20 protein-coding genes are annotated in these 20165 nt (G+C 46.8%); 3 read left to right on the forward strand and 17 right to left on the reverse strand.

Annotated features, from left to right (window positions below):
- Window positions 1-171: 171 nt before the first annotated feature.
- Together KJS52_RS28015 and KJS52_RS14995 are read left to right on the forward strand one after the other, a co-directional pair.
- The gene (locus KJS52_RS28015; protein WP_281425606.1) at window positions 172-2907 is read left to right on the forward strand and encodes a hypothetical protein; all 2736 of its coding nucleotides are present in this window, start codon (window positions 172-174) and stop codon (window positions 2905-2907) included.
- Between the two features lie 209 nt (window positions 2908-3116).
- Entirely contained in the window at window positions 3117-4268 is a 1152-nt protein-coding gene (locus KJS52_RS14995; protein WP_213516627.1) for a WD40 repeat domain-containing protein, read from the forward strand.
- A 188-nt stretch (window positions 4269-4456) separates the two neighbouring features.
- Here KJS52_RS14995 and nadE read toward each other — a convergent pair whose 3' ends face one another.
- The 9 genes from nadE to KJS52_RS15040 form a co-directional block, all read right to left on the reverse strand.
- Window positions 4457-5275, reverse strand: coding sequence for an NAD(+) synthase (gene nadE / locus KJS52_RS15000; RefSeq protein ID WP_213516634.1), 819 nt, complete (start codon window positions 5273-5275; stop codon window positions 4457-4459).
- Between the two features lie 18 nt (window positions 5276-5293).
- The gene (gene nadD / locus KJS52_RS15005) at window positions 5294-5908 is read right to left on the reverse strand and encodes a nicotinate (nicotinamide) nucleotide adenylyltransferase (RefSeq protein ID WP_213516636.1); all 615 of its coding nucleotides are present in this window, start codon (window positions 5906-5908) and stop codon (window positions 5294-5296) included.
- A 708-nt stretch (window positions 5909-6616) separates the two neighbouring features.
- Complete coding sequence (locus tag KJS52_RS15010; protein WP_213516638.1) at window positions 6617-8095, reverse strand: nicotinate phosphoribosyltransferase; 1479 nt, start codon at window positions 8093-8095, stop codon at window positions 6617-6619.
- 1 nt (window position 8096) lies between these two features.
- Window positions 8097-8666 (reverse strand): cysteine hydrolase family protein, encoded by a 570-nt coding sequence (locus KJS52_RS15015; protein ID WP_213516640.1) that lies wholly within the window; start codon window positions 8664-8666, stop codon window positions 8097-8099.
- A gap of 26 nt (window positions 8667-8692) precedes the next feature.
- A complete protein-coding gene (locus tag KJS52_RS15020) occupies window positions 8693-9469 on the reverse strand; it encodes an NUDIX hydrolase (RefSeq protein ID WP_213516642.1) in 777 nt (258 codons plus the stop codon).
- Window positions 9470-9608: 139 nt separating this feature from the next.
- Window positions 9609-9941 carry an MmcQ/YjbR family DNA-binding protein gene (locus KJS52_RS15025; RefSeq protein WP_213516644.1) on the reverse strand — a complete coding sequence of 111 codons (333 nt, stop codon included), beginning with the start codon at window positions 9939-9941 and terminating at the stop codon, window positions 9609-9611.
- A 101-nt stretch (window positions 9942-10042) separates the two neighbouring features.
- On the reverse strand, window positions 10043-10474 hold the full coding sequence (locus KJS52_RS15030; protein WP_213516646.1) for a Fur family transcriptional regulator: 432 nt from the start codon (window positions 10472-10474) through the stop codon (window positions 10043-10045).
- A gap of 153 nt (window positions 10475-10627) precedes the next feature.
- Window positions 10628-11707, reverse strand: coding sequence for a CobW family GTP-binding protein (locus KJS52_RS15035; protein ID WP_213516648.1), 1080 nt, complete (start codon window positions 11705-11707; stop codon window positions 10628-10630).
- Between the two features lie 34 nt (window positions 11708-11741).
- Window positions 11742-12107: a (2Fe-2S) ferredoxin domain-containing protein gene (locus KJS52_RS15040; protein ID WP_213516650.1), complete on the reverse strand. Its 366-nt coding sequence runs from the start codon at window positions 12105-12107 to the stop codon at window positions 11742-11744.
- A gap of 166 nt (window positions 12108-12273) precedes the next feature.
- On the opposite strand from KJS52_RS15040, the gene KJS52_RS15045 reads away from it, so the two are divergent.
- The gene (locus KJS52_RS15045) at window positions 12274-13272 is read left to right on the forward strand and encodes a CobW family GTP-binding protein (RefSeq protein WP_213516652.1); all 999 of its coding nucleotides are present in this window, start codon (window positions 12274-12276) and stop codon (window positions 13270-13272) included.
- Between the two features lie 47 nt (window positions 13273-13319).
- Here the strand turns inward: KJS52_RS15045 and KJS52_RS15050 are convergent, their stop codons facing one another.
- From KJS52_RS15050 to KJS52_RS15085, 8 genes are all read right to left on the reverse strand, one after another.
- On the reverse strand, window positions 13320-13778 hold the full coding sequence (locus KJS52_RS15050) for a Fur family transcriptional regulator (protein WP_213516654.1): 459 nt from the start codon (window positions 13776-13778) through the stop codon (window positions 13320-13322).
- Between the two features lie 16 nt (window positions 13779-13794).
- Window positions 13795-14670, reverse strand: coding sequence for a class I SAM-dependent methyltransferase (locus KJS52_RS15055; protein ID WP_213516656.1), 876 nt, complete (start codon window positions 14668-14670; stop codon window positions 13795-13797).
- A gap of 43 nt (window positions 14671-14713) precedes the next feature.
- The gene (locus KJS52_RS15060; protein WP_213516658.1) at window positions 14714-15487 is read right to left on the reverse strand and encodes an ABC transporter ATP-binding protein; all 774 of its coding nucleotides are present in this window, start codon (window positions 15485-15487) and stop codon (window positions 14714-14716) included.
- A 12-nt stretch (window positions 15488-15499) separates the two neighbouring features.
- A complete protein-coding gene (locus KJS52_RS15065; RefSeq protein ID WP_213516659.1) occupies window positions 15500-16606 on the reverse strand; it encodes a FecCD family ABC transporter permease in 1107 nt (368 codons plus the stop codon).
- The gene (locus tag KJS52_RS15070; protein ID WP_213516661.1) at window positions 16606-17814 is read right to left on the reverse strand and encodes an ABC transporter substrate-binding protein; all 1209 of its coding nucleotides are present in this window, start codon (window positions 17812-17814) and stop codon (window positions 16606-16608) included. Before KJS52_RS15070 ends, KJS52_RS15065 begins: the two co-directional genes overlap by 1 nt.
- A 90-nt stretch (window positions 17815-17904) precedes the next feature.
- Window positions 17905-18660, reverse strand: coding sequence for a class I SAM-dependent methyltransferase (locus KJS52_RS15075; protein WP_213516663.1), 756 nt, complete (start codon window positions 18658-18660; stop codon window positions 17905-17907).
- A gap of 191 nt (window positions 18661-18851) precedes the next feature.
- The gene (locus KJS52_RS15080; RefSeq protein ID WP_213516665.1) at window positions 18852-19262 is read right to left on the reverse strand and encodes a CBS domain-containing protein; all 411 of its coding nucleotides are present in this window, start codon (window positions 19260-19262) and stop codon (window positions 18852-18854) included.
- Window positions 19263-19388: 126 nt separating this feature from the next.
- Window positions 19389-20162 (reverse strand): alpha/beta hydrolase, encoded by a 774-nt coding sequence (locus KJS52_RS15085; protein WP_213516667.1) that lies wholly within the window; start codon window positions 20160-20162, stop codon window positions 19389-19391.
- Window positions 20163-20165 lie beyond the last annotated feature (3 nt).

A 20165-nucleotide genomic window follows, 5' to 3' on the forward strand; every position in this document is an offset into this window, starting at 1 on the left:
TTAGATTCTTAAAAACAGGCATCTCGCATTATATAGAAGACTATAATGTCGATTACAGCATCTAGTTAATCACATTAGTAGAGTATATAAGAGGTCCTTGTGCTTAGGAATCTGCAAAACTAGAATCCAGCAAAGCTGGATTACTAAAGATATTGGAGAGGAGTTTGTACCATGCAAGATCATAATCAATTTGAAGAAGACAACGATCTTCTTCAGGATGTAGGACCTACCGGTCCGACGGGGCCGACTGGACCAGGCGGGCCAACTGGAACTCCAGGGAACCCTGGTTTCAACGGCTCCACAGGGCCAACAGGACCAGGCGGATCACAGGGGCCGACAGGGCCAACTGGAGCACAGGGGTCGACAGGACCAACCGGAGCTGGCGCTACCGGGCCGACTGGACCAAGCGGCGGCCAGGGCCCTACTGGACCTGCCGGTACGGGTGATACCGGACCGACTGGACCAAGCGGCGATCCGGGTGCTACTGGACCTACCGGACCTCAGGGATTGATAGGACCAACTGGTAGTCCGGGACAATCAGCGACGGGGCCGACTGGACCAAGCGGTGGCCCGGGCGCTACTGGACCGACTGGACCTGCGGGTACGGGCGCTACTGGACCGACTGGGCCTAGCGGACCTGCTGGACAAAGCGGCGATCCCGGCGCTACTGGACCTACCGGACCTGCCGGACAGAGTGGCGAACCGGGTGATACCGGACCGACCGGACCAAGCGGTGGCCCGGGCGCTACTGGACCGACTGGACCTGCGGGTACAGGTGATACAGGGCCGACTGGACCAAGCGGCGATCCAGGTGCTACTGGACCTACCGGACCTGCCGGTACGGGTGATACCGGACCGACCGGACCAAGCGGTGGCCCGGGCGCTACTGGACCTACCGGACCTGCCGGTGCGGGCGCTACTGGACCGACTGGGCCTAGCGGACCTGCTGGACAAAGTGGCGATCCCGGCGCTACTGGACCGACTGGACCTGCGGGTGCAGGTGATACAGGGCCGACTGGACCAAGCGGCGATCCCGGCGCTACTGGGCCTACCGGACCTGCCGGTACGGGTGATACCGGACCGACCGGACCAAGCGGTGGCCCGGGCGCTACTGGACCGACTGGACCTGCGGGGACAGGTGATACAGGGCCGACTGGACCAAGCGGCGATCCCGGCGCTACTGGACCTACCGGACCTACGGGTACAGGTGATACAGGGCCGACTGGACCAAGCGGCGATCCCGGCGTTACTGGACCGACTGGACCTACGGGTACGGGTGATACAGGGCCGACCGGACCTACAGGGCCTGGCGGAGGAGGAGCTCCTGATTTATGGGATTCTTTTGTTTTTAACTCTTTCAATTTAGGTCCAACTATGCAAACACAAAGCACCCTTCCCTCCGTACAACTTGAACAAAACGAATACGCCAAAATCGATGTTTCATTCTCATTAGCATTTTCCATTACTGGTGCCACTGGGCCAGTAAGTGTTACGTTGCAGTATGAGTTGTTTGGCAGTGACGATAATGTGAATCCGATCTACCAAAACACCAGCATCTACAGTCTTGATCCTGCTATTGCATCAAAGCCATTTAGAGAACCGATTTCTTTTACAACTGTTCACAAGCCATCGCAGCCAGGAACGTTTACGTATACGCTGCAAGCACAACTAACTTCCGATTCATCTCAGTCAATCCTTAGCGAACAACTTGGCGCCATATCAATGAATGCACTTGCTGTAAATTCGACTGATGATCAGAATAGTGAGCCAGGAGAAGATGTCGAAGCAGCGAATGACAAGTATGTCTACTTTCTCAGCCATCCTGGTGGCGGAACCAGTCAGGATTTAAATGTCATTGACTACGTTGCCAACCCGTCAGCACTCGCTTCATTTTCACCAATATCGTTAGGTGCATACAGTAATACAATCGCCGTTTCGGCTGACTACAATTATGTGTATGGAGACAGCGGCACTGCTTTCGACTTAAATACGTTAGGTCCGATTGTTAGCACACAGTTGCACCAGGTCGTCAACCATTTTAACGTCGGAGCCAATGGGTGGGGCGTTATCGTTTCGCCAAACAACCGCTTTGTAGTCTTTAGTCAAGGTGCTATGCCATTCAATGCCGTTATCTTTGATTTGTTAATGGGTCCTGTACCTTCGCCTGTCTCACTTGGCAATGATGGCGGACTCGTAATGGCTGTCTCTCCGAATAGCAGATATTTCGCCTCAATTGGCCGCTATGGAAACGTTCAATTAGTCGATCTCGTTCAGAAGCAACCGATTGACAATAACTTCCTGGCAGGCCCTTACAGTCTGGATCCATCAGCGATGGCTTTCTCTCAAGATAGTCAAACTCTGTTTATCGGATCTGGAAATGACTTTAATATGGCGCAGTATAAAAACGTTTCTGGCGGTCAGGCATATAATTTGAATGACCCGTTATCCAGCATCGTAAACTGGCACGACAACTATATTTACGGCATTTATCGGTACGATACAACGTATTCTCAGGTCGTTAAATTGTCTGCCAAGGACGGCGTAATTTCCAACTACACCACAATCCCAAGCTGGCCTTATCAGTACAACCTGCAGATCTCGCCAGACAAAAACTGGGTTGTCGTGCAGCATGCTGCAGGGGTGCAGATGATCCCAACCAGCACTGACCAATGGCAGTTCAATGTACCAATTAATGTAGGAACGACGACAACCTACGCCTATCTTGCGATTACTCCGGACAGCACAATGGCTTATGCCTCCTATGACAATGTAATCTATCCAATCGTGCTTTCCGAGAGTACAACCTCTGCAGGAACGCCGATTACGATGACCGATCCTATTACGGATATGTGCTCTGCTCTTACACTGTGCAAGCAACAAGGAACTAACCTTGCAGATCGACTGTAATAGATCAGATCATTTCCTTCATTACAACTAAAATCTAAAAGCAACAAGCGACTAAGAGGCTTCTTTCAAGTATACAACCAAGCAGCAGATAGTTGAGCAAGCAGCGCTTAACTATCTGCTGTCTCCAATATCATATTCCCTCCTTTCCGTATGGCATCTATCCCTATTAGAAAAATTAACTTATCTTTTATGAAAGGAGTTGTTGCTTCATGCAACAAGTAGATCCTTTAGCTCAAAACAAAGCGGCTACTAGCAACTATGTTTACTTTCTCAGCCATCCTGGTGGCGGAACCAGTCAGGATTTAAATGTCATTGACTACGTTGCCAACCCGTCAGCACTCGCTTCATTTTCACCGATATCTTTGGGCGTATACAGTAATACAATCGCCGTTTCGGCTGATTACCATTATGTGTATGGAGACAGTGGCACTGCTTTCGACTTAAATGCGTTAGGTCCGATCGTCAGCACACAACTGCATCAGGTTGTCAACCATTTTAACGTCGGAATAACTGGGTGGGGCGTTATCGTTTCGCCAAACAATCGATTTGTAGTCTTTAGTCAAGGTGCTCTGCCATTCAATGCCGTTATCTTTGATTTGTTAATGAGTCCAGTACCTTCGCCTGTCACACTTGGCAATGATGGTGGACTCGTAATGGCTGTCTCTCCAAATAGCAGATATTTCGCCTCAATTGGCCGCTATGGAAACGTTCAATTAGTCGATCTCGTTCAGAAGCAACCGATTGACAATAACTTCTTGGCAGGTCCTTACAGTCTGGATCCATCAGCGATGGCTTTCTCTCAAGATAGTCAAACTCTGTTTATCGGTGTCAAAAATAACTGGGACATGGCGCAGTATAAAAACGTTTCTGGTGGTCAGACATATTATTTGAATGACTCGTTATCCAGCATCGTAAACTGGCACGACAACTATATTTACGGCATTTACCGATACGATACAACGTATTCTCAGGTCGTTAAATTGTCTGCTAAGGACGGTGTAATTTCTAACTATACCACAATCCCGAGCTGGCCTTATCAGTACAATCTGCAGATCTCGCCAGACAAAAACTGGGTTGTCGTGCAGCATGCAGCAGGGGTGCAAATGATTCCTACCAGCACTGACCAGTGGCAGTTCAATGTACCGATTAATGCAGGAACGACAACCTACGCCTATCTTGCGATTACTCCGGACAGCACAATGGCTTATGCCTCCTATGACAATGTTATCTATCCAATCGTGCTTTCGGAGAGTACAACCTCTGCAGGAACGCCGATCACGATGACCGATCCTATTACGGATATGTGCTCTGCTCTTACACTGTGCAAAAATCAAGGAGTAGGACTCGCAAGTCGACTGTAATAGACAGTATCGTTTCATTTGTTGCAATTAATTTCTTATGCAGCAAATAGTTAAGCAAGCCGCAGCTTAACTATTTGCTCCTCTAATCATATTACTTGCATAAAAAGCAATCACCCTGGAGTGCTTATGTTGATAATCTCAACAGCAGCGTTCTCAGGGTGATTTTTTATCTCAGGATTGGAGTGAAATTACTTCCACCATTGATCGAACGGCGTAACAGGCAGCTCCCGCTTGTGCTGGGTCATTGCATAGCGCTTCTCAATTGCAGATTTCGCAGCAGCTTCTACTTCGTTGCCGACCAAGTAGTCATCCAACTGGTTATATTCCATGCCAAGCTCAGCTTCGTCAGCCTGCTGCGGCTTGTTATCTAGCAGGTCCGCCGTTGGCGTTTTAAGGTACAATCGTTCAGGTGCATTCAGCTCCTTGAGCAGCTCGCGGCCTTGGCCCTTCGTAAGACCTGTTAGCGGCAAAATATCCGCTCCACCATCGCCATACTTCGTAAAGAAGCCGGTAATCGCTTCGGCTGCATGGTCGGTTCCAACTACAAGGCTTTGATGCTCGCCAGCAATTGCATATTGTGCGATCATCCGCATTCTCGCCTTCACATTTCCTTTATGATAATCGGATAATGCCCGATCATCGCTTTCCTGATACGTAATGGCAAATGCATCTACAGATGCGCCAATGTTAAAGGTGAGTGATTGGTCTGGTTTAATAAATTGCAGAGCAAGCTGCGCATCGTCCTCATCCTGCTGGACGCCATACGGTAGACGAACGGCATAAAAAACAGCCTCGTAGCCTTCTGCGCGCAGCTCTTCAACCGCTAGTTGAGTCAATCTTCCGGCAAGCGACGAGTCCTGACCACCACTAATGCCGAGCACGAAGCCTTTCGCTCCTGTTTTGCGGCAATATTCCTTAAGGAAGTTTACCCGTGTACGAATTTCCTCTGCTGCGTTGATCGCAGGCTTGACATGCAGTGCGTTCATAATTTCAGTTTGTTTACTCATCTTTCTGTCTCCCTTCGGCTATTTGTACAGGTTATTGCTTTTTATATATTCGTAAACCTTGTCGGGCACTAGATAACGAGGCTCGCCGCCCATTTTCAGCTCATCTCTAATATAGCTTGAGCTGATCTCCATTGCCAATCCCTTGTCTATTAGATGAAACGTCTGTCCGTCATCCGCATTGCGCAGAATTGGCGATTTGCTAATGGCAGATAGCATATTGATCCCGTCTCTTGCCATGACGATAAATTTATTCTCGTGAATCAAATCCTCAGCCCGCTTCCACTTTCCTTCGCCAATATCGACGAGCAGATCAGCACCCATAATGAAGTAAATTTCATCGTCAGGATATTTTTCGCGGAAATGTCTGAGCGTAAGATAGGTTGCGATTTCCCAGCCAAGCTGGTTCATTTCGTAATCATCGACTTCAAATTTATCGTTGTCAGCAATTGCCAGACGGACCATATTCATACGATGCTCGTCAGATACATGCAGCTGCTTATCCTGTCTCTTACTGGAGCAGGGCAGGAAAATAACTCGATCCAGCTTGCAGCGATGAGCCACCGTGCTTGCTGTCCATAGATGGACATTCGTTACAGGATCAAAGGAAGATCCGTATATTCCAATTTTCGCCATATATTGGCCTCCTTCAACGCTCCGGAGCAAAGCATCCTCAAGTCGCTTTTTAAATCGTAATGCTCTTATGAAATTTTTTATGGTCGCATTACGATGTTAAAGGCGACACACTCCGTTTTTCGGTATGCTTTGCTCCTTCGCTGTAGCTTTTTTTGAATGCGGGACCAAGAAGCTTGGACGCTAGTAGAAAATGAGGAGCGCAGCGTAGGCAAAAGCTACGTGAGCACCTTCAATGTTTCCGCAGGAAACATGCATCGGAAGCATATGCCTTTCGCTAGCGTTCAAGATTCGCCGCCGACTACGCTACAAAGCAAATCATCGTCATCAAAGTCGGATTTTTAAACCTCCCTTCCAATAGAAGTTTAAAAATTCGGCTTTCAGGACCAAGAAGATGGCACGATACTAGAAGGCGAGGAGCGCAGCGTAGGCAAAAAGCTACGTGAGCACCGAAGCCTTCGGTAGCGTGACATATTCGACGTCGAATCCACTACAACGCAATAGCATCGTCATCAAAGTCGGATTTTTAAACCTCCTTTTCAATAGAAGTTTAAAAATTCGGCTTTCAGGACCAAGAAGCTTGGACGCTAGTAGAAAATGAGGAGCGCAGCGTAGGCACTTGCTACGTGAGCACCGGAATTTTCGCTTGCGTTCAAGATTCGCCGTCGACTAACCTACAACGAAGTTACATCGTCATCAAAGTCGAACTTTTTAAACCTCCTTAACCTTTCTGCGTACTTCTTCTATTAATTTCATTTTATTCTCCCAACACTCCTGACTAAGATTTACCGGGTACTCGGCTGGGTTTAGCGTGCGTTTGTACTCTTCCCACAGGATATCCAAATTTTCCTGAACGAACTCGCGAATGTCCTGCAGCGCAGGAAGCTGATACACGAGCTTGCCTTGCTCAAAGATTGTATGGTGCAGCTCGCGCGCCTCGAATCCTGTGACGAATTTGGCAATGTACGTGTGTACGGGATGGAACATGTGCAGGCGCTGCTCGTTTTGCGGCTCCTCATGCTCCAGTGCGATGTAGTCGCCCTCGGATTTGCCGTTCGTCTTATTCACGATGCGGTATACTCGCTTGCGTCCTGGAGTAGAAATTTTCTCGGGATTGGAGCTGATTTTGATCGTATCGACCATTTTGCCCGCTTCGTCTTCAATTGCAATCAGCTTGTAGACGGCTCCCAGCGCCGGCTGATCGTAAGCGGTAATCAGCTTCGTTCCGATGCCCCATACATCGATGCGCGCTCCTTGCGCCTTCAGGTTCATGATCGTCTGCTCGTCGAGATCGTTGGAAGCGTAAATTTTAGCGTCGGGAAAGCCTGCTTCGTCCAGCATTTTGCGAGCTTCCTTGGACAAATAAGCAAGGTCGCCGCTGTCAAGGCGAATGCCCTTGAAGCTTATGCGATCGCCAAACTCCTTGGCAACCTTGATCGCTGTTGGCACGCCTGATCTGAGCGTATCATACGTGTCGACGAGAAATACACAATCTCTATGCGTTTCGGCATACGTTTTGAACGCCTTGTACTCGTCGCGATAAGCTTGCACCATTGCATGGGCATGCGTGCCTGATACCGGAATGCCGAACAGCTTGCCCGCTCTTACGTTCGAAGTTGCGTCAAAGCCTGCGATATACGCGGCTCTTGTTCCCCATATCGCAGCATCCATTTCCTGAGCGCGGCGAGTTCCGAACTCCATGCAGGCATCGTTAGGCGCCACATGCTTGACGCGAGCTGCCTTGGTCGCAATCAGCGTCTGGTAGTTGACGATATTGAGGATGGCCGTCTCAATAAGCTGCGCCTCGGCAAGCGGCGCTTCGATACGCATGATCGGTTCATTGGCAAAAACCAGCTCGCCTTCCTTCATGGAGCGGACGGTCCCTGTAAAGCGAATCGTCTGAAGATAGGCCAAATACTCATCGCTGTAGCCTTCTTCACGCAAATACGCGAGATCGCTCTCGCTAAAGCGAAAGCCGTGCAAATAGCGAATGACCCGCTCCAATCCGGCAAAGATCGCAAAGCCATTTTGGAAAGGCAGCTTGCGGAAATAGACTTCAAATACAGCTTTGCGGGTATGCATGCCGTCCTGCCAGTAGGCCTGAGCCATATTGATCTGATATTTGTCGGTATGCAGCGCCAGGCTGTCATCAGTATGGTTGAATGCTGCGAATTGTTCGTTGTAGTCCATATTAGTCTGCCCCTTTCTTGACAACCTGAGCGCCGAGCGAGCCTTTGAAATGTCTTAGCGCCCATATATGGCCCTCAGGATCAAAGCTTGCCACCGCATCCTCATGCACAATGATGTCGAACCCTTTATTATAAGCATCTACCGCTGTATGAAGCACGCAAATATCGGTGCATACGCCAACCAGATGAAGCTCGCTTATCCCTCTTGCGCGCAGTCGAAGCTCCAGATCCGTTCCGGCAAATGCGCTATATCTCGTCTTATCCATCCAGTACACATTAGCTGCTTGCTTGTTAGCCTGATACAGCTCCTCCAATGCTCCATACAGCTTGCGTCCTGCTGTGCCCTCAATGTTGTGCGGCGGAAACAGCCTCGTTTCAGGATGAAACGGATCATTTTCCTGGTGAATGTCGATTGCGAACACGACGTAATCACCATTGTCAATAAATGCTTTAGTAAGCTCAACCATTCGCCCTTCAAGCGCTTGGCCAGGCGCCCCGCAGGTCAAGGCCCCGTCTGCAGCTACAAAATCATATGTGTAATCGATATGAATTAACGCTTTTTTCTTTTCCATCTTCGTTCTCCTCCTTATGTCAGCCATTATATTTTGGCATGATAAATGGATCTCTTTAAGCCTACATCGACGAACCGATATAGCTGTGTCGGTCTTTTCGACGTTCTTGTCGTTTTCTTCCCCTTCACCTCTTCGATGAACGGCAATGATTTGATCTTTCTGGCAAACGCCGGCTCCAACGTTATCGCTGAATCATCAGTTACGGTAAGCAGAACAGCCTGCAGCTCCGAGTACGTAAACTCCTCAGGCAAAAACTCCTTGGCTGCTGTCGTTTCAAGCAGCTTCTGGCGAATGATGTGAATCGCATCGGCAACGATTTGTGCATGGTCAAAGGCAAGCTCCAGCTCCATTACCTCCTTGACCGAAAACAGCTGCACATCCGCAGCATCATCATTTGCCTCTCGGCTGGATAGCTTATGCTCTGGCACGATCGCATAATGCGCGTTGCTAATAATCCAGCCCCGCGGATCACGCCCGGGCTTATCGTATACGGCGAAATGCTCCAGATGAATATTTTCTACGCCCGTTTCTTCCTTCAACTCGCGCATTGCGCTTTCGAACGCGGTCTCATCAGGATTGACAAATCCGCCTGGCAGCGCCCACTTGCCAGCCTCAATATTAGGTCTACCTTCACTATCGTACATGCTGCGCTGAATGAGCATAATTTTAAGATCGAGCATCGGCGGCTTGAACTCCTCCGATTTAACAGGCAGTATGGTAAATACAGCGATATCGGAAGTATAGCCGTCAGGTGTTCGGTATTTTTTTACATCGTATTGCTGCAATGCTTCCTTGTTGCTCACTGTATGCCTCCTTCATTTATTAACAATTATCATTTTGTTAATTGTAATATAGTATATGTATTCCCTTTTGTCAACGTGCCAATACCTATTTGGTAAAAAAGTCTTATGCATATAGGCCTCAGCTTTAGCTGCCCCTCTATTAGCCATTGCGAGTTAACTGGTGGCTTTGTCTGATCATATCGTGTATGACATCCTCCGGAACGGTGCCGTCGAGAATAATCGAGTTCCAATGATCCTTATTAAGATGGAAGGCAGGAACGACTGATGGATACGTATTGCGATAGAAATCCAGCCAGCCGGGCTGACATTTCACATTAATCCAAATATGACCATCTTTTTCAAAAATCCAGGCAAACACTTTTTTATTGCTTTTATGTCTCATCACCGTCCAGTTTTTGTCGCGAAACGGATAATCCTCATATGTATTTTCCAGACTTGCGCAATAATGAATAGCTTCCTCTCTCGTTTTCATCCGTTGCATCTCCTTTTGCAATTACTTGAATGATTAAAACAGCTCATTCGCGCAGCTTGGCACGAATGAGCTGTATATGTTAACTTTTCGATAAAAGCAGTTTATATTTGCTGACAGTCCTCACAAATCCCGTAAACCTCAAAGCGATGATTCAAAATCTTGTAGTTGCCAGGAAATTCAGGTCCTTGATCCATTGGACAATATACAAATGGAAGCGTTTTTTCGCAATTGACGCAAATTAAATGATGATGATGATGGGAAACACAATTTTCTCTAAACTTCAACCCGCCTTCCATAAAATAAAAATGCTCCAGCACACCCATTTCGCTTAACATGCGGAGATTGTTATAAACGGTAGCCAAGCTGACGCTTGGATACTTGATGACCATTTGATCGTACACATCTTTAGGGGACAAATAGCCGTCATGCTCAGCGAAAATTTTCGCAAGTGTTTTGCGCTGCTCCGTCACCCTCCAGCCGTTCCTGGACATTTTATCCAGCATATCCTTTACCTTGCTCTCGCTTTCTTTCATATGTTTAACCTTCCTTTTCCTGAAGTTAACATTAGCTACTCGCACGACTATGATAAACGCTATCTTAACATTTTAGCAGGAAAGTAGGGTTCTTGTCATATGAAGGCTTTCAATCTGATATAGCAGGAGGCTGACTAAGCGGGTTCTTCATGGTTATTGACACAGCTGCAGCTTTTTCTCAAGCTCCTGCTTCGGAAATTGTTCACCTATAAATACGGCAACATCAAGCACTTCACCTTGCGGCGTTATTCGCAAAATATCCAGCTCACGGAAGGCATATTGAAACATCATTCTCCCTCCTGTACCTGCTTCAGTAAAAATCCCTTTTGCACGATAAACGTTTTCTGGCAGTTCATCGATCATTTGCTCTAAGCGTGCTCGATCGATTGGCTGATTGAAGTAATGTGTATGAACCATAACGTGATCATAGGAATGATAATGTTTATGTGGTTCATCGTGTGCATGATCGTGATTGCAATTATGATCATGATTATGGTCATGACCATGCCCGTCGTGACTGCATTCATGCTCATGCTCATCGTGAGTGCACCCGTGGCCATGAGCATGATGGTGGGTATGCTCGTCATGATGCTTCTTTTCAAAGGATACATCCATACTTTCTTGCAGCACCAGCTTAAGCAGCTCATTGCTTATCTCACAATAAACCGTCGAATATATCAATGCATTCGGATTCAATGCGGCTGCTAGACTGTTCGCCTCACTCAGCTCCTTATCGCTTATACGGTCGGCCTTATTCAATAAAATCATAGAGGCGCAACGAATTTGTTCCTCCATCAGACGATACGTCTTCCCTGTTCCTTTACGATGCCAATCGAGAAAATGCGCTACATCCACTACAGATATCATCGAATGAATTTCAATAGGCACCAGCATAGCTGCTTCAGTTACCGCTTCAAAAATTTCTACAGGATTGGCGACGCCTGTTGCTTCAATAAGAATCAGATCAGGTGATTGCTCTATCATCAAGTTTCTGATCTCCATACCCAAATCTCCCCGAATCGTGCAGCATATGCAGCCACTTAGCAGTTCACGAATTGAAATCGCTCCATCCAGCAGCTGACCGTCAAAATTGATATCTCCGACCTCATTCATAATCACTGCGGGCCGCAATCCTTTATTCGTATAATCATCTAACATTCTCATAAGCAGCGTCGTTTTCCCGCTTCCAAGAAAACCGGATAGAATGACTAACGGAGTAGTCTGTTTATTCAATGTATTCCCCTCAATTCGTTTTATAATCTGCTATCTACTTTGGAGCTTTTTCCACTCCGGTTATCGAAAGGCCAGTGGCGATAAATCGACGGTCAAATGAATAGACGGTCTTATCATCATCCAGTCGTTCACCAGAGTAGTGTTTTCGTACAAGCTCTCTTCCTTGCTCAGGAGTAATATCCTTATACCAAACTCCTTCTGGGTAGGCGATTACAACACAGGCATCCGCACACCGACCATTGCACATTGTTCTCGTTGTATGAATTTGTTTATCTGCTCCGATTAGAGCAATCTCATCTCGAATTGCATTAGTCACCTCATCGGCATTCCTTCTCATACAACTACCACCATTACAAATGAGCAGATGGCAGAAAGTCTCTTGCAAGTTCCATGTTGTCATAGCAGTTCTCCTTTCGAGCATTTAGGCACTACATAACCTATGTCTTAAATGTAATAATTACAATTATAGCGATTACTATAACGTTTGACAAATGATTTTCATAGTCTTATACTTTACTTAACTGTAAAAATTACATTTAATTTAACAAGCTAAAGGAGCGAATGTTATGACAAATTTACAAGCTGATTCGCGCATCCCTGTTACAGTACTGACAGGATTTCTTGGCGCGGGCAAAACAACGCTGTTGAATCATGTTCTGACTGCCAATCATGGTGAAAAAATTGCCGTCATTGTTAACGAGTTCGGTGAAGTTGGGATCGATAATCAATTGGTTGTCGGTGCAGATGAAGAAATTTTTGAAATGAACAATGGATGTATTTGCTGCACAGTAAGAGGTGATCTTATTCGCATTCTCGCTCAGCTTATGGAAGCGAAGCTTGGCAAAGGCAAGCGCAAGGCCGATTTTGATCGTGTGCTAATTGAAACAACAGGACTTGCTGATCCAGCTCCAGTAGCTCAGACGTTTTTTGTTGATCCAGAGATCGCAGAAAACTTCCAGCTTGACGCCATTGTGACGGTCGTAGATGCCAAGCATGCAGATCAGCATCTGGACGAAGGTCATGAAGCGCAAGAACAAGTTGCTTTTGCGGATATTCTTCTACTGAATAAAACAGATCTTGTATCTGAAGCCGAGCTGCAAAAGCTGGAAAAGCGACTACATACGATGAATTCTGCTGCCAAGCTCTATCGCACCCAGCAGTCGCAAATTGATATTAAGCAGATTCTAGGAATCGGCGCATTTGATTTGGACAAAAAGCTGGAAATTGACCCTGGTTTTCTTGAGGAAGAAGACCATGACCATGATGACGATGTAACCTCCGTCTTCTTCCGCGAGCTTCGCCCGCTTGATCTGAATAAAGTCGAGCAATTTCTGAATGAATGGCTAATCGATCATGGTGTCGACACGTTCCGCTATAAAGGTGTGCTCAATATTAAAGGAGTCAAAAAACGCGTCGTATTCCAAGGCATTCATATGCTGTTTAGCTCCTATCCGGATCGCGATTGGAAGTCGAATGAAGTGCCGAGCAGTGAATTTGTTGTGATCGGCCGCAATCTGGATGAAGAATGGTTTCGCAAGCGGTTTGCCGAATGTGTAGCAAGCTAACCCGATTTTAAAGCAGGGGGAGACCTCGCAGCTAAGCAAATAGCTAGCTACGAGGTCTTTGTTATTGGAGCTTGATGCTGGCATTGCTCACAAAGCCCATATATTTCAAAGCGGTGATTCACGATTTGGAAGTTTTGCGGCAAATCGAGATCGTACTCCATCGGACAAAAATCAACAGGGACCGTTTTCTCGCAGTGCAGACAGATCAGGTGATGATGGTGATGATGATCATTCGGCAAACAGCAGCCTTTAAATTTTGATCGCCCGTCCATAAAATACAGCTGCTCCAACAGCCCCATGTCGCTTAAAAGACGTAAATTTCGATATACGGTATCAAAGCTAACGCCGGGATAGTGCTTGGCCATCTTGTTATAAACATCTCTCGGCGATAAGTACCCCTCATAATCGCTAAAAATTCGCACAAGCGTTCGACGTTGCTCGGTAACTCGCAGCCCGTTTTGTGTCAGCTTTTCAAGCATTTGATTGAACTGTTTTGGTGTCCCCATATCGTCACCCTCCTGTTCAAGCCTTGCGTGATAGCGTGTTTCTCAATAAACCTTCAATTCGTTCTGGCTGCCAATACAGCAGTGCCGCCTTGAAGCGGTGGGGGTAGAAATAACTTCCATCCTTTTCCTTCACAAATTGATGAAGAATGGCTTCTGCAGCTTTTCGATCATAGCCTGCATCCAAAACAGCGGCTAAATTACTTTTGATCAGCTGCTCCTCGCTATCATACCGATAGACCCGCTCCAGCTCCATAATCTTGCAGTTGACATCTATGCCAAGCTCATACAGCATATTGGTCAAATAAATGTAATCCCGCCGCTGAAATTTGACCTTATAGCCGAGCTTTCGATGAATCTCCAACAGATGAGGCTTTTCCGGTCCACTCGTTAATCCGACGATAGCCAGCCGTTTTGCCGCATTGTTCATATTAAGAAGCGCCCGGTCAATATCCTGCATGCGATAGTAGCAATTGATCCCGAAAACGACATCATACTGATCCTGTGGCTTGTATTCCTCCCATTTGGCGCGAATAAACTGCGTATGATGAAGACCTCTTCTTCTGGTTTCCTCTTGCAAATAATCGAGCACGCTGCTGGAGCTGTCAACGCAGGTCAGCATGGATGCTTTTTCTGCTGCAGCGAATGTATAATTGCCCCATCCAGGCCCAATCTCCAGCACATGATCCCCAGGCTCCAGAAAGCGGAGAAGCTCAGCTCGAATGCTGGAGGCATAGTCATCCAGTGCATTCGATTTTTGCGGGATATAGGTTTGCCAGAACGCTTCCTCTTTATCGTCATCAATCATTCGTTCCGGCAAATTTCCACTCCAGTCCTTCATACCTTCGTTCCATAGCTGTTTAAAATTCATATCAAATCGTACGCCATGATACATCGTTATTCTTCTCCTTCTTCCGCATCTAACTGCATATAAGCAGCTACCTGTACAGCGACTCAACCGCCGTCATTTTCAAACCATAAGTCGCCGCCTCAATTTCCATCCTTACCCCATAAACCTTCTCCATGTTAGCTGCTGTAAACACTTCTTGCGGCTTGCCGCTGGCAAACACAGCTCCATCCTTAAGCATATAAACAACATCTGAATAACGGGCAGCCAGCTCAAGATCATGTAAAATCAGCACGACCAGTATGCCAGAACGCTTCGCCAGATTGCGCACAATTTCCAATACCTCAAGCTGATGGCGAATGTCCAGCGCTGAAGTTGGCTCGTCAAGCAGCAACATATGCGGCTGCTGAGCCAGCGCCCGCGCAATCAGCACCTTCTGTCGTTCACCACCGCTTAGCTCATCCATATAACGCTCAGCATACTGATTTAAATGCAGCTCGGAAAGCAGCGACTCCACAATAGCCAGGTCGTGCGTTCTTACTCCCCAACGAATATATGGCTTACGCCCAAGCATCACCGTCTCCATTACCGTAAGCGGAAATCCCAAGGGAGCTTGCTGCGGCACATAGGCTTGCATTTTCGCCAAATCAGCTGATTTGATAGAACGTACATCTTTGCCTGCAATGCTTACGCTCCCTTTCTGAAGCGGAAGAATGGAAGCCATGCTTTTAAGCAGGGTGGTCTTCCCAGCTCCGTTAGGGCCAACAATACTGGCCACTTCTCCTTGGTTCAGGCTCATATGAATATCGCGCAAAATAAGGTTGGAACGGTAGCCGAAGGTTAACCCTTTAATGTTCAAGAACAATTCGCTTCCCCCTTACGTCCAATATTCCTTGCTCTTTTTGATAAGTAAATAGACAAAAAACGGTGCGCCGAAAAAAGAAGTGACGATCCCGACCGGAATTTCAATCGGGGACAGGACCAGTCGCGCAGCTGTATCTGACAGCAGCAAGAGCAAGGCTCCGATCAGCCAGGAGCAAGGCAGCAAATAGCGATAATCGGTGCCGATCAGCATCCGGCTAATATGAGGAGCAACCAGCCCGATAAACCCGATAATTCCTGTAAAAGCAATGGTCGTTGAGGCGATCAGCGTTACGACCAACAGGCAAATCAAGCGCATCCGCTTCACTTTGACGCCTAGCGTCTGTGCTACCTCCTCACCGGATACGAGCGCATTCAGATTCCATGCGTACCTCATAAGCACCACCAGCGAGACAGCCAACAACGGCAATAAGAAATACAGCACCTCCCACTTCGCTCCCCAAAAGCCGCCCATTAGCCAGATCGTCAAATCCTTCAGCGCCTCATTATTGGAAAAATACTTAAGCGCCGATACGCCAGCGGAGAATAATTGACCGATTGCTACTCCCGCAAGCAGCAGCACCGTCGTTGAGCTGCTTTTCATGCGTGAGACACCATAGACAATCCCGACTGCCAAACAACCGAAAACAAAGGCATTAAAGGCGATCAGCCATTGATTGGAATGAGCAAGGTTGATTCCGAAGGCGCTAGCACCCGCTACAATAGCGAGTGCCGCACCAAAGGATGCCCCGCTGGAAACGCCGAGTGTAAATGGGTCGGCAAGCGGATTGCGCAGCAGCGCCTGCATAATCGCGCCAGCCGAGGCGAGCGCAATCCCGCTCACCACAGCCATCACAATTCGTGGAAGCCTGACTTCACGGACAATGTACACATTCATTTCATCGGTTGCGCCTCCCGTTATCATCGCAAAAAGCTCGCCTGCTGGCACATTAGCCGAGCCTTTCATAATCGCTGCGCCCGTTACAAGGAGCAGCAGAACAAGGAGCAGTACAAGCAATGAAAGCTTGCGAATCGAGCTGCTGCGATATAGGTGCGACATAGGCTCAGCAGTAGAGCTTAACTCCTGCGAGGCTGTATCCTTGAAGCGAACTGAGCTTCCCATTACTGGTTCTCCTTAAACGAATGGTACCAAATTCCTTGATAAGGAACGCCAAGCCATTCTTCAAAATATTCTCTGGCATAAACGTCAGGATCAACATCGACAAAACGTTCTGGATACAACCATTTGGCGAGCTGTAAAACACCGATATATCGTTTATCTGATCCAATAAAATTCGTATGGAAGAAGTAAACATCCCGATTTTCCCCTGCTTCCAGCTTGCTTAAGGAAGAAATGGACAAAATATTGGCGAATGCCTCATTAATTGGCCCGGTATCTGTTGCCTCGTACCCGCCAAGCCAAGTGCCATGCAGCGTAATAACGTCAGGGTTTCGTTGCAGCACATACTCCTCGTCGACCATAATGGTCGTAGAGGCTTCAGCAGGATTCCACTGCAAATCAGCCGCATCCTTACCGCCAGCCAATATAGTGGCATAGCCTTCGCCAACGCCAGGCGTACCATCTAATGATTGGCTCGGGAAAATACGATAGCCTCCATTAGAGTTAAGAAAGCCGGCTGACAAGGCCAGCACGCTCTTTTTTTCGTTTTCATCAATCGATTGAATACGTTCTGTCGAGATTTGCTCGATCCCATGCTTCCACTCCAGAAACTGCACCGCCCGCTCCTCTTGACCGAACAATTTGCCGAGCAATGTCCACTCCTCATCGACTTGATCTGGCAAATAATTGTTCATCCTAATTACCTTAATGCCGGCTGGCTCCAACTTTTCCTCCAGCTTCTCATCGGGACGATTTGTATAAGCAAATACGACCTGTGGCTTTAAACTAAGGATAACTTCGAGATTGACCTGTCCAGTCTCTCCGACATCAGGCAAGCCTTCAAGACCGAGATAGGCGTTATTTTTAATCGTATTGTCGCCAGTAGCAATAATTCGCTCGCCTGCTCCCAACAGAGAGATTGCCTCTGCCGTATTGCGATTAATGACTACTGCTCTTTCAATCGGGACATCTAATGTTATTTGCTTGCCGCTAGTATCAGTAAACGTCCACTCAGATTTTTCAGCTTGCTCGTCCAGATTGGACTGCTCATTTGACGCTTGATTAAGGCCAGATTGCTGATTTAACTGCTGGCTTGCTTCTGTTGTGATATGCGGACTGTTATCCTTGCCGCTCGAACAGCCTGCAAGCATAACCCCAATAATAACGATGCATGCGAAGAATACCAGCTTCGTACCTTTTTTGAAAAACATAGCTGCTCCCTTTCTTTATATGTAATAATTACAGTTTCGATTCATGTTTTGGTATAGTTAAAGAGCGTGTGCTTCATATGTTGTTATTCCCTATTTCTTATGTCCCGTCATAATCATTCGACTTGATAATCGAGGATCATAAACTTGCCCATCATAGCTTCCATATACTGAATCCAATACAAGCCCCGCTTCGTTCAACATAGCTGCCAACGCTTCGGCTGTATAAAGCTTGACTCGCTCGGTATAGCGCCGCGGCGGTCTATTCAACTCCTGAATGACAATTTTTTTCACGACAAAGCCTTCTTCGATTTGACGCATCTCCGAAATTACGACTCCTTGCTCAACCCTCTGCGAAAAAGGAACAAGGTGCTCTGCTACATAACTTGCATTCATCAGATCAATGACGAATCGTCCGTGTGGCTTTAAGGCTCTACGGATTTGTCTCAGTACCTTCATCTGCTCGCTGTCTTCCTCAAAATAGCCAAACGATGTGAATAAATTAACAACAGCGTCAAAGCCTTCTGTAAACCTCGCATCATCAGGCAGCGCTCGCATGTCGCCTTCGATCCACGTAATCCGTTGGTTTGGATCGGACATTCTTGCTACTTGAAGCAGTACAGAGGACAGATCAACTCCCGTTACGCGATAGTTTGCATCGGCAAACGTCAGAGCGTGCCTTCCTGTACCGCAGCACAGATCAAGAATATGACTTTGTTGCGGCAGCTTCAGCCATTGCAGCATATTTTGCACTTCACCTTCGGCATGCTCTCTGTTCCGATGACGGTAGATGAGCAAATAATCTTCGCCAAAGCTTTCTTCATACCACTTTTGTACAGTTTGAATCATTGTTCCTCCTTTTTTAATTGTAATAATTACACTTTAATAGATTAACAACAAACCTTCTACATGTCAATTACGAATCAACGTACTCAAACACATTAATCCGCTTGGCAGCAAAAATCCCGCCAACTACCTTAGAAAGAGTTGGCGGGATTTTTGCAATTTAGTCCTTGGCTATCTTACGGTCGGTTAAGCAACTAACGCAGGCTGAATAACTTATTTTTACAATAGCTTATAATATCGCTTCTTCTAATAATTCCGATAAAATGATCCTTGTCATCCACGATCGGCACAAAATTTTGCTGCATCGATAAATCGATCAAATCTTCAATTTGCGCTTCAATCCGAATCGGCTCTACCTTCATGCGCTGCGGCACATCGGTTAGCGAAATTTTATGCGTATTTTCGAAGCTTAGGCCCGGTGTGTTTTTCAGCTTCCACAATAAGTCGCCTTCGGTAAGTGTGCCTTCATATTTACCCTGCTGATTCACGATTGGTATTGCCGTAAAGCGGTGAAATTCCATTTTCTCCAATGCTTGCCGCATCGTAGCTTGCGGTGTAAGATAAGCTGTTTTTTCTTTAGGAAGCAGGTAAAATGCAATATTCATAGAAAAGGCTCTCCTTTTAAATCAGCTTAATGAATAGTTGATATATTTATGATAGCCTTTTACAATTCAATGTTCAACAGCAGCCCATTTACACAGGAGTAAAGGATTTACCGAAGGATGATCGATTTAGTTGTTGCCGACTCCCAGCTCGCTGATCCAATTTTGCATAGCAGCTACAACTGATTCCAGCTGCTGCCGCTCTTCAATTTCAGGTTCATTATCCCCCTTCTGCATCCCATAGGACCCAAACTGTCCATGATTCCCTCCATCTATACGAACAAAGACAGTTTCTGCGGGCAAGTTAGCTTTGCTCTCCTCCCAAACCTCTTGATTCAGCACCCCGTCATCTGTACCGGTAATTTGGAGAATAGATAGCCCTGAATCCTTCAAAGAACCACCTTCATCAGCGTAAGAGGCGAGAAAAAATACGCCTTTCAATACATCAGCGTTTTCCGATGCAAATCGGGCAGCGAATGCTCCACCCAAGGAATGTCCTCCAATTACGAATGCTTCATCAGGGTACTCATTTATAAAGGATTGTGCTTTATTTTGACCGAACATTGCCAGATTAAACGGCATTTTGGCAATATATACGCGATGTCCTAGCTCGGCTAACGCTCTTGCGAACGTCGAATAGCTTTCTGGTTCTACCAGTCCACCAGGGTAAAAAATAATGTTAGGCTGGATAATCTCCACACCTTCAGGCTCAAATTTGAAACCATCCTTTACTTCAGTAATGGTTACTTTATTGTCACTTTGAAATGCAGCCTCTGCTTCAGCAGATGGAGCATACGTAGCTGATTTCAAATATACCAACATCGCCACGACCAATAACACCAAGATTATACCTGTCCATGCAACGATTTTAGGCCATTTTCTTTTTTTCACTGCTTCTGTCATGGC

This window comes from Paenibacillus montaniterrae (assembly GCF_018403185.1).
GTDB classification, from domain to species: Bacteria; Bacillota; Bacilli; order Paenibacillales; family Paenibacillaceae; genus Pristimantibacillus; species Pristimantibacillus montaniterrae.